We start from the raw sequence: 2,488 nt of genomic DNA, 5'->3' as shown, positions 1-2,488 counted from the left end.
TTAATTTTTTGAGCTTATTTTTATTTCCTGATTTTCAAGTACTTAGAAAACAAAGGATGGCCGAGCGTGGAGGTAAACAGAGTAAGGCTAGAAAGATTAAATGTCGAATTTAAAGATTTGCAATCGGGAGATATGTCCCAGCATACTTTTGCTGAGCTTATTCTTATTGAGCATATCCCTGGAGGGGCAGCCCCCTTATGTTATATTCTTAAAAATGATAAAATTTTCAGTGAAGCTCTACCAGAAAATTTTCAATACCTACTTTCTACCTTAGATAGGACAGCTTTTTACCCCATCGGCGAAGTGCTAGCCATTAATAAGCTTCATAAATATGTCTTATTAAAAGATAATAATTCAATTTCTTATAATTATTTAATTATCACTTTTAGCAACCACTACGCTTTAATTAACTATGCCTTTTTAGCGGGTATCCATACCTTGATGGATGCTCTTCGAGTACGCAAAAAAATCCCTGCGGCTTTCCCTGACCCAATTAAAGCTAGCCAACCTAAAGAACGCACTAAATTAAAAGGAACTAAAACGCTATCTAAGAATTTAAGCTTTCTTCAATCTCTTCAAAGCCTTCAGTCTCGCAAAATAAATAAGTTAAAAGATCGAGGTTTAACTTGCTCCCTTAACAACCCAAACAAGAGATTATACGAAGTTCAAATTTAATCTCCTTAGCCCTTTATATTTATTTTGTAAGAGTTATCCCGCTCTTTTCTATGGCCTTTCATTTTTATTAGGAGTCTATAGCGGCTTAGGGATTTCATCTTCTAGCCTCTTTATAAATAGCCTGCTTCTAACCATCCTTTTGCTCTCTTTTGCCTTTCAGCAGGAATACAAAGCTGCTGTTCTTAACTTCCTTCTTTTTTAAGTGCTGCTTTGTATTCTTCCTTAGCCTTCCAACCTCCTCATCTACCTGGACAAGGAGTTACAGGTACTGCTCTTATTCATATCTCTTCTTTATCCCGAAAGAATACCTTCATGGGTAAAAGCTGGAGCTATCAAGGTAGGCTGCTTTCTTTTACCGGGCATGAATCTTTAAATATTTATCCTAACATTTCTGTAATCATTTCTTTATTAGATCATGCCTCGCTTAATCGTCCTTTAGCTAATAAAACCTACCTTTTACAAGGTAGGCTTAAACAGTCTAAAAATGGTAAATTTATTTTCAAGCCAGATAAATACCACCCCTGGCATCCTATAACAAATAGTTGGGGTCTAGCGGAATGGCGCTTTAATGCCAAAAAAGCCGTTAATAAATATATTTCTCAAAAAATTTCTAAAAACCCTAATAGCCCTAGTAGCAGCTTTCTTTCAGGCATCACAACGGGCGAATTTGAAAATCGTCTCATGGCTTTTGAATTTTCACGTTTCGGCTTGCAACATATCATGGCTATTTCGGGCTTTCATTTCGCCATCGTAGCAGGCATGCTGGGTTTTATTTTATCTTGGGTAGTAGGACAAAAAACGAGTGTAAGTCTTCTTATGCTTTTTATGACTCTCTACTTTGCTTTTCTAGGGCCTTCTCCCTCTATAATTCGAGCATGGGTCAGCTGCATGCTAGGCTTTGGTGCTACCCTACTAGAGAAACCTCCTTCTGGCCTCAATTCTTTGGGAATAGGATTGTTAATCGTTCTTATTTTTGATCCGGAATTAGCGCTTCATATAGGCTTCCAATTTAGCTTTGCCGTGACAGCAGCCATCCTAATCTCTTATTTTTCCTTCGACTATTTACTCCAAAAGATTTTTGCTAAGAAAACCTTTAATCAATTAATGGCCATGAATCTTGCCAACCAGCACGGCTTTATCATTCTCACTCTCTTCCGCCAAGCATTAGCACTATCCATAGCGGTTACTTTAGCAGCCCTTCCTCTAACCCTCTATTATTTTCAAAAGTTTCCCTTATGGAGTATAATCTACAATTTCTTTTTTCCTTGGATGGTAAGTCTTGCCCTCATGTTTTTATTAGCTGGTTTAATGGTAGGAATTTTAAGCTCTAGCTTAGCCCAGATCATTCATCACTTTAATGAATCTTTTACTAACTTTGTCTTAGATTACGCCTATGGTATGCCCAAAAGCCTGGATTATAATATAAACCTTTTAGTAAATCAGGAAATAGCTATTTTATGGCTAGGAATATATTTTCTAGCAGGAATTTATGGACGAAATTATTTGAGCAAGCAACAAAAGATTACTAGCCAGGAATTTATTTTTTAAACGCTTCGTTCTTGCCTTGTTTAGTAAAAGCTACCTATCATTTTTTATAATCGACTTCTTTGGAAATTAAATTTATGAGCTCACCTTACGCACAGATGAGTTGAAAAATTATTCTAAGAGTATATTTTTTTCTTTAAAAAGAGGAGAAAAAAAATGAAACTTGATCTTCTTGATATTTATACAGATTATCTTATCAGCCAAAACCAACAAGCCACAGCTACAGAGCTATCCAATCTTTTAGATGGTCAAGTTAGCCATGATAAAA

Annotated in this window: 2 protein-coding genes; both read left to right on the top strand. The window is 36.0% G+C overall.

From position 1 onward, the window contains the following. Positions 1–66: 66 nt before the first annotated feature. A complete protein-coding gene (locus DB41_RS02760; protein WP_039384023.1) occupies positions 67–675 on the top strand; it encodes a hypothetical protein in 609 nt (202 codons plus the stop codon). 210 nt (positions 676–885) lie between these two features. Then, complete coding sequence (locus DB41_RS02755) at positions 886–2,223, top strand: ComEC/Rec2 family competence protein (RefSeq protein WP_039384021.1); 1,338 nt, start codon at positions 886–888, stop codon at positions 2,221–2,223. Positions 2,224–2,488: the final 265 nt, after the last annotated feature.

Origin of the sequence: Neochlamydia sp. TUME1 (assembly GCF_000813645.1) — a bacterium.
GTDB lineage: Bacteria > Chlamydiota > Chlamydiia > Chlamydiales > Parachlamydiaceae > Neochlamydia.
This window is presented reverse-complemented; position numbering and strand designations above follow the sequence as displayed.